Below are 6725 nucleotides of genomic sequence, written 5' to 3' on the forward strand. Positions count from 1 at the left end.
CTTGCGGAGTGGGTGGGGTGGGTGAACGCAGCGGGATGGAGAGCCGACGGAACTCATGGTTGGGCCAGACCGTGGCGGTAGGCGTAACGGACGGCGTCGGCGCGATTCCGCGCGCCGATCTTGGCGAAGACGTTGTTGATGTGGGTCTTGACGGTGGTCTCGGAGATGAACAGCCGCCCGGCGATCTCCCCATTGCTGAGACCCTGCCCGATCAGGCCGAGCACCTCGGCCTCCCGGGAGGTCAGGCCGTCCGGCTTGGGCGCGGCGGGCTGCTCGCGCGCCGGCCCCACGGCCGGGTCGGACAGCGCGGCCACCAACCGCTGCAGCACCGTGGCGTCGAAGCTGGACTGCCCGGCGGCCGCTGCCCGGATGGCGGCGGCGATCTCGGTGCGGCCCGCGTCCTTGGTCAGATATCCGCGCGCCCCGGCCTGCAGCGCCCCGGCGATGGACTCGTCGTCGGAATAGGTGGTCAGCACGATCACCGCCGTGGACGGATACTGCTCGGTGATCCGCTTGGTCGCCGCGACACCGTCCAGCACCGGCATGCGCAGATCCATCAGCACGACGTCGGGGGACAGTTCGCCGACCGCGCGCACGGCCTGTTCGCCGTCGCCCGCCGCGCCGACGACGTTCACCTCGTCGACCAGGCTCAGCAGCGCGACCAGACCCTCGCGCATCACCTGTTGATCGTCGGCCACGAGCACCCGGATCCCATCGCTGGGCTCAGTCATCCACTACCTCGGTCATTGGGCACCTCGAGACTCACCTGCCAGTCGTGACCGTCGCGCCCCAGCCCGGCGACCAGTGTGCCGCCGACCGATGCGATCCGTTCACGTGTACCGGACAGACCGTACCCGCCCTCGCGGCCCGGCGCGTATTCCGGCAGAAGCGATTTCGGCTCGCCGATAACAGGATTGCGTACCGACAGCCGCACCCGGTCCGGGCCGTAGGTCAGCGCGAGGCTCACCGGCGCGCCGGCGGCGTGGTCGGCGGCGTTGTCCAGCGCCTCGCGCGCGGCGTGCAGCAGCGACACCACCGCGGCCGGGCGGATCGCCCGCGGTTCGCCGTCCACCAGAACGTCCACCGCCATGCCGCGGCCGTGCCGGAATCCCTCGGCCACGCCGCGCAGCGCGTCCGGGAGTGCGGGACCGTCGCCGCGCAGCACGGCCGACGCCCCGCGTGCCTCGGTGAGCCCGTGCGCCGCCAGACGTTGGGATCGGCGCAGAGGGCTCAGGGCCGCGGCGATGTCACGCTTGTGTGCCAGCAGGCCCTCGGCGACCTCGAGTTGGACGGTCAACGCGGTCAGCGCGTTCGCCACCGCATCCTGCATCTCGCGGGCGATGCGGGTGCGGTCGGCCAGCGCCGCGGCCTGGTCCTGTTCATGCCGGGTGGCGTGCGTCTGCTCGTGCAGCAGTGCGCTCTGCCGCGACCACAGCCGGTACTGGCGCAGCGACAGGCCGATCAACAGGACGAGTGCCGCCAGCATGCCGATCGTCAGCGGGCGACGGACGTCCCGATCGACCGCGACACAGACGGCCAGTCCCGCGGCGATCACGGCGACGGTCAGTGGTGTGTCCACGGTCCGGAGTGTCCGGTGTCCGGGCATGCTCCTCCTCGGTCGAGCCGGTTCTGTCCGGCATTGTCGTCGCGGAAGGTCTGCGCCGCAGCGGGATCCGTCGTGGGCGGCCGAATTGGTCCGGTGGGCGACGAGAAGCATGGCCGGATCACGCTCGCAAGCATGCTGGCATAACGAGTGGGTGTAGGCAGGGCGGAGATACCGCGCAATCGGGATGCGAGCGGTCGTGCCGTGCGCGCCTCACCAGGAGGGACGGACCCTACCGGGAGTGACGACGCGGGCCAGGGCGGCTTGTAACTCGGTGACGCCGGCAACGCCGAGTGTGATGGCCCAGCGGTCGGCGAAGGCGGCCGCTGCGGCGTCGGCGGCTCGGGTCACGGCCCAGCCGCGCTCGGTGAGTGTGATCACACGGGCACGCGCGTCGTGCGGATGCGGGTTGCGCTCGGCGTAACCCCTGTTGACAAGCTCCTCGACCAGCTGGCTGGCGGCCTGTTTGGTCACCGCGAGATGTTCGGCAATCTGCCCGACCGTCGCTCCGTCCGGCGCCATGCGCACGAACGCGAATCCATGAGCAGGCCGGACGTCGGTGAAGCCGGCTGCCGCGACACCGGCTTGGACGGCATCGCCGACCTCCGCGGCCGCTGCCAGCAACAGCAGAGGTAAGTCGCGCGCGGTTGCGGGGGGTAGAGGGGACATGAATGCATTTTGGCACTTGACAGAACAGTCAACAAGCTTGACCATATAGTCAATCAGCTTGACCAATGAAGGGAATCCTCCGATGTCCGTCATCCGTGCCGCCGAGGCTCAGGTTCATCATGTGCACAATGCTCGATTCACCTCCTATATCCGCCCCGATACCGGCAGTAGTGAGCTGTGTGTGTGGCAGTTGGAGGTCGAGCCGGGGTCCGAGGGGGCTGGGCATCGCGTGTTGCGCGAGGAGGCGTTTGTGCTGCTCGACGGGGAAGTACTGTTCACGCTCGATGGCCAGGCGCATCGTCTCGAGGTGGGGGACGCTGTCCTCGCGCCCGCGAAATCGACCATTCGACTGGACAATCCGGGCTCGCGGCCCGCGCGCCTGCTGGTCAGCGTTCCGGTAGGCTTCTCAGCCGAGATGGCCGACGGAACCACGATGACACCGCCGTGGGTGAGCTGATCGAGGCCGGAGACTGTGGCGATATCGTCGGGCTGTCCCTGCCGTCCGGATCGGATTTTGCTTCTCTCTCAGAATATTTTTATATAGAAGGTTAACTTTCAATGAATAAAACTTGACGTGCAATGAAGGTAACCTCAAACCGGATTTCAGGAAAGTTTGGCCTAAAGGTCACAAACCTCTATTCAAATTTCACTGTTCTGAAATATTGGTGCGGCCGAATAGGACGGCAAGTATCGGTGGCGCTGTGCCCTGCGCTCAGGGTGCCGTGACCAAGAAAGGTTTTAGGTCGTATCAGATGAGGAAATTCACTGCTGCTGCAGTGCTGGCGGTCTCCGCCGTCACCATTGCGGCTGCCCCCGCTTTCGCCGACCCGGCGCCCACACCCGCAGCACCTGTACCGGCTACGACGCCGCTGCATGCTGTCCCGATGTCGTTCAAGGACGTTGCGGCGTCCCAGAATGTGCTGATCAACGGCGTGCACTACGAGGTTGATCGGGACGGTGGCTCGGTGGTCCTGAAGGCGGCCGACGCCTCCTTCGTCCGCAAGGGTGACAGCCTGACCATCGCCAACACCAAGGGTCAGCTCGTCGACTCGGTGCCGCTGGAGTACCGCAAGGACAACACCCAGTTCCCGATCACTGCGGACATCGCGGCCCACCAGGTCCGCCTGACCCCGCAGACCGTCGGTGGCACCCCGGTGACCAACCCGATCACCCCGCAGAGCCTGGCCACCGCCAAGGACGTCTCGAAGATGGCCCCGAAGGACATCGATGAGTCGTTCAGCCCCCGTGACCAGCAGGAGCTGTCGGCGTTCGGTTCTCGCGCCACCATCTCCAGCCTGATCGGCGCCATCGTCGGCGCCCTGATCGGTGTGACCGTCGGCTGTGTCGCCGGCGCCGTCGCCGGTCTGACCATCGCGACCATCGCGACGCTGTTCGGTGGCCTGGGTGGTGCGGTCGTCGGCTGCATCGCCGGTGTCGTGACTGTCGGCTCCGCCGGTTCGCTGCTGGGCACCATCCTGGTCGGTGGCCCGGTCATGCTGTGGTCGGCGTACCAGTACTTCAGCACCATCAACTCTCCGTGTGTCACCCCGGGTGCGTACTGCGTCAACCCGCAGTTCCCGCCGGCGGCGCCGAAGAAGCACTGATAGCCGTCCTCGAGAGGCTGTAGTACCTTTCGGCGATACCCATCCAACGGGCGGGTCCTCCTTCTGGAGGGCCCGCCCGTTGGTTTGTGCCCCCTGGATTCCGGGCCGGTGTAACCCCGTTCGGTATCTACTGGTAGGCGTGGCGATGCGCCGGAAGCGGATGCGGAAGGCGGCGGCGGATGGCCGGACGGCCCGAATCCAGTGGGTTCACGGGAGCCCGGGAGTTGCGACTGGTGGGCGGTGACACCTATCCGGACTGGGAGTCGATCTACCGGGACAACGCGGTGTGGTTGTACGCCCTGATGTTCGGCAAGGTCGGCAACCGGCCGGACGCCGAGGATCTGACCGCGGAGGTGTTCACCGCGGCGCTCAAACCGCTGCGGGTCTCCGCGAGCGTGCCCGAGGTTCGAGCGTACCTGCGGGCTACCGCGCGCACGGTGCTGGCCGGATACTGGCGCGACCGGATGGGCCGGGAGATCACTACCATAGACGAGGATTTCGTCGCGGATCCGCCGCCGGAACCGCAGGAGGCCGATACCGAGGCGGCCCGGCAACTCCTGGAGGGGTTGCCCGAACGGTATCGGCGCATCCTGGAATTGAGGTTCCTACAGGGGCTTTCGGTCCGGGACGCGGCGGCCGAGCTCGATGTGAGCATCGCCAATGCGAAGGTGTTGCAGCATCGGGCCCTACAGTTGGCGGCGCAGCGCGATGCCGGAGGTGCACGGTGAACGCAAGAGGTATCCGGCGATACGTGCGGGAGCTACTGAACGGACAGCGGCCTCGGGGCTTCGCGCCCGACGACGCCGAGGCGGAGCAGATGCGGGTCGCGATCGCCCTGCGTGCGGCCCGTTTGGGCTCCTCGACGCCCAGCGAGGAATTCCTGACCGGCCTGCGACAGCGGCTGGCCGAGGAGTTCGGGGAATCCGGCCCCGCCCCCACGGCCGCACCGGCCCCGCCCAGGCGACGGCAGGTGATCATCGGCACCTCGATCGCGGCCGCCGCCGCCACGGTCGGCGGTGTGGTCGACCATGCGTTCGTGCCCGGTCCGGCAAGCCGGAGCTCGGCACAGGCGCAGCAGGTTCCGGCGGAGCAGACCCTGGTGCCCGGCGATGGGGTGTGGCGCGCGGTCGCCGCCTCCGCGAGCGTGCCCGAGGGGTCGACCGTCGCCTTCGATCTGGGCACTGTCAACGGATTCGTCCATCGCCGCGACGGAATTGTGTACGCGCTCTCCGGGATCTGCACCCATCAGGGCTGCAAACTGTGGCTGGACGGCCCGGACGAGCGCCTGCGCTGCCCGTGTCACGCCACGTCGTTCGGCATCGACGGCGCGGTGCTCACCCATCAGCTCCCCATCTCGCCGGCGCCCTTGCCGCGCTTCGAGATCCGCGAAACCAACGGGGCCATAGAGGTTTTCGCTCCTGCGGCGCCGGCCTGAGCGCAGGGTGTAACCACACCCGCTATCTCCATATGACGGCGACCGCAACGGTGAGGTCGCCGGCCATGACGGCGCCCGCGACTGTGCGAGCGTCATCGCCGATGATGGAGAATCGGATGAGACATATCCCGAAAAGCAGATACGCCCTTGGTCTTACGTGCGCGGCTGTCGGTTTGGCCGCAGTGCTGGGGGCGTGCGGTACGAGTACGAGCGGTGCGTCCCCGTCGCCGACGCTGGTATTTCCACCGGGCCCGACCCCGGGGTTCAGTGGTGGCGGGCCGACGATGCCGATGCCCACGATGGCGATGCCCGCGTCGACCGGAACATCCACCGCGACAACGGCTCCCGTGGCCGTCCCGGGTAACGCGGTGGCCATCGAGAACTTCGCCTTCGCACCGGCCGCCCTGACGGTGCGGCGTGGAACCACCGTCACCTGGGTCAATCGCGACGAAGAGCCGCATACCGTCGTCGCGGGGGACAGCAGCTTTCGCTCCAAGGCCCTGGGTACCGGTGCGAGCTTCGCGTTCACCTTCACCAAGGCGGGCAGCTACGGCTACGTATGCACGATCCATCCGTTCATGCACGGCACCGTGGTGGTGACGCCGTGAACGAACTCGACCCGCAGGGCATGACACGACGCCAATTGCTCAGGCATTCGGCCTGGTTCGGTGCGGCGGTGGGATTGGCGGTGGTCGGCGGCGAGGTCGTGTCCGAGGTGGCCGGTGCGCCCGCCGCACACGCCGCCTCGCGACCCGACCTACGGTTCGCCCAGATCAGCGACAGTCATATCGGTTTCCAGGGCACGGCCAATCCCACCGTGACCGACACCTTCGCCGAGGCGATCGGCCAGGTGAACGCGCTGGGGTATCAGCCCGATTTCGTCATCCACACCGGCGATCTCACCCACCTGTCCACGCACGACCAGTTCGACCAGGTGCATCAGATGCTGACCGGCCTGAACACGCCGCACGTGTTCACCGTTCCGGGAGAACACGATTCGACCGACGATGCCGGGCAGAAGTACCGCTCGTTCTTCGGCTCGGGTACCCGCGGCGACGGCTGGTACAGCTTCGATATCGCCGGAGTGCACCTGATCGGCCTGGTCAACACGCTGAATTTGCGGAGCCTCGGTCATCTTGGCGCCGATCAGCTGGATTTCGTCCGCAAAGATGTGGCCGGACTGTCCGCCGACACCCCCATCGTGGTGTTCAGCCACATCCCGCTGTTCGCCATGTACCCCCAATGGGGTTGGGGCACCGACGACGCCGCACAGGCACTGAGCTACCTGAGCCGGTTCTCCTCGGTCACCTGCCTCAACGGCCATGTGCACCAACTGTTCACCAAGACCGAGGGCAACGTCACCTTCTACAGCGGCACCACCACCGCGTACCCCCTACCGCACCCGGGCGACGGC

At 67.3% G+C, this 6725-nt stretch carries 9 protein-coding genes; 6 read left to right on the forward strand and 3 right to left on the reverse strand.

All coding sequences use genetic code 11. The features are described 5' to 3' along the window. Positions 1–53 precede the first annotated feature (53 nt). The 3 genes from JZ791_RS09180 to JZ791_RS09190 form a co-directional block, all read right to left on the reverse strand. A complete protein-coding gene (locus tag JZ791_RS09180) occupies positions 54–731 on the reverse strand; it encodes a response regulator transcription factor (protein WP_216893777.1) in 678 nt (225 codons plus the stop codon). Further along, positions 728–1579, reverse strand: a complete 852-nt coding sequence (locus JZ791_RS09185; RefSeq protein WP_216893778.1) for a sensor histidine kinase — start codon at positions 1577–1579, stop codon at positions 728–730. Before JZ791_RS09185 ends, JZ791_RS09180 begins: the two co-directional genes overlap by 4 nt. A 237-nt stretch (positions 1580–1816) precedes the next feature. Then, the gene (locus tag JZ791_RS09190) at positions 1817–2272 is read right to left on the reverse strand and encodes a MarR family winged helix-turn-helix transcriptional regulator (protein WP_216893779.1); all 456 of its coding nucleotides are present in this window, start codon (positions 2270–2272) and stop codon (positions 1817–1819) included. Between the two features lie 82 nt (positions 2273–2354). Between JZ791_RS09190 and JZ791_RS09195 the strand changes: the two genes are divergently transcribed. From JZ791_RS09195 to JZ791_RS09220, 6 genes are all read left to right on the forward strand, one after another. Further along, positions 2355–2729, forward strand: coding sequence for a cupin domain-containing protein (locus JZ791_RS09195; protein WP_216893780.1), 375 nt, complete (start codon positions 2355–2357; stop codon positions 2727–2729). A 427-nt stretch (positions 2730–3156) separates the two neighbouring features. Beyond that, positions 3157–3876, forward strand: coding sequence for a DUF8020 domain-containing protein (locus JZ791_RS09200; protein WP_254205420.1), 720 nt, complete (start codon positions 3157–3159; stop codon positions 3874–3876). A gap of 179 nt (positions 3877–4055) precedes the next feature. Then, positions 4056–4604, forward strand: a complete 549-nt coding sequence (locus JZ791_RS09205) for an RNA polymerase sigma factor (protein ID WP_216893782.1) — start codon at positions 4056–4058, stop codon at positions 4602–4604. After that, entirely contained in the window at positions 4601–5311 is a 711-nt protein-coding gene (locus JZ791_RS09210; RefSeq protein WP_216893783.1) for a Rieske (2Fe-2S) protein, read from the forward strand. The genes JZ791_RS09205 and JZ791_RS09210 overlap by 4 nt, the downstream gene beginning before the upstream one ends. Before the next feature lie 116 nt (positions 5312–5427). Further along, entirely contained in the window at positions 5428–5919 is a 492-nt protein-coding gene (locus JZ791_RS44865; protein WP_216893784.1) for a cupredoxin domain-containing protein, read from the forward strand. 20 nt (positions 5920–5939) lie between these two features. Continuing rightward, positions 5940–6725 (forward strand): metallophosphoesterase family protein (locus tag JZ791_RS09220; protein WP_216893794.1); only part of this gene is annotated, 786 nt, incomplete at its 3' end.

The sequence above is a fragment of the Nocardia alni genome (assembly GCF_019038435.1).
Taxonomy (GTDB): domain Bacteria; phylum Actinomycetota; class Actinomycetes; order Mycobacteriales; family Mycobacteriaceae; genus Nocardia; species Nocardia alni.

Bases quoted from the DNA above. Each gene is read 5' to 3' on its own strand.
- JZ791_RS09200 (WP_254205420.1), top strand. From the start codon at position 3,157: ATGTCGTTCAAGGACGTTGCGGCGTCCCAGAATGTGCTGATCAACGGC.
- JZ791_RS09195 (WP_216893780.1), top strand. From the start codon at position 2,355: ATGTCCGTCATCCGTGCCGCCGAGGCTCAGGTTCATCATGTGCACAAT.
- JZ791_RS09205 (WP_216893782.1), top strand. From the start codon at position 4,056: ATGGCCGGACGGCCCGAATCCAGTGGGTTCACGGGAGCCCGGGAGTTG.
- JZ791_RS09180 (WP_216893777.1), bottom strand. From the start codon at position 731: ATGACTGAGCCCAGCGATGGGATCCGGGTGCTCGTGGCCGACGATCAA.
- JZ791_RS44865 (WP_216893784.1), top strand. From the start codon at position 5,428: ATGAGACATATCCCGAAAAGCAGATACGCCCTTGGTCTTACGTGCGCG.
- JZ791_RS09190 (WP_216893779.1), bottom strand. From the start codon at position 2,272: ATGTCCCCTCTACCCCCCGCAACCGCGCGCGACTTACCTCTGCTGTTG.